This window comes from Mesorhizobium sp. M00.F.Ca.ET.216.01.1.1 (genome assembly GCF_004010325.2).
Taxonomy (GTDB): Bacteria; Pseudomonadota; Alphaproteobacteria; order Rhizobiales; family Rhizobiaceae; genus Mesorhizobium.
Window position 1 is genome coordinate 1 of record NZ_SADR02000225.1, and the last position, 373, is coordinate 373.

Consider the following 373-nt stretch of genomic DNA (forward strand, 5'->3'; position numbering starts at 1 on the left):
CCGCGACCGCAAAGGCGGAGCCCGAGCCCGCCGCGCTGGTGGACCAGCACCACTGCATGTTCTGCCATACACGCGACGCGCCGTTCCTTGCGCCGTCGTTCGAGCAGATTGCCGCACGCTATCGCAACGAGCCCAACGCGCGAATCATGCTCGAACACAAGCTGCGGCTTGGCGGCAAAGCGCACTGGGGCGACATGGCAATGCCGCTGCCCGCGGATCGCGGCGGGCCCATCTCGGCGGAAGATGCACACACGCTCGTGCAATGGGTACTCAGTCAATGACAGCCGTCTGAAAGCAACGGCACTCCTCCAGTGCGCATCGCGCCACATGCAGTGGCTCAGCGGCGGCCCCGCGCACTGTTCATCCGGCAACT

The 373-nt window shown here is 66.0% G+C and carries 1 protein-coding gene; it reads left to right on the plus strand.

Annotated elements, in window-relative coordinates; translation table 11 throughout:
- A partial coding sequence (locus tag EN859_RS35845) for a cytochrome C (RefSeq protein WP_135913643.1) occupies positions 1-281 on the plus strand: 281 nt, incomplete at its 5' end.
- Between the last annotated feature and the right edge of the window lie 92 nt (positions 282-373).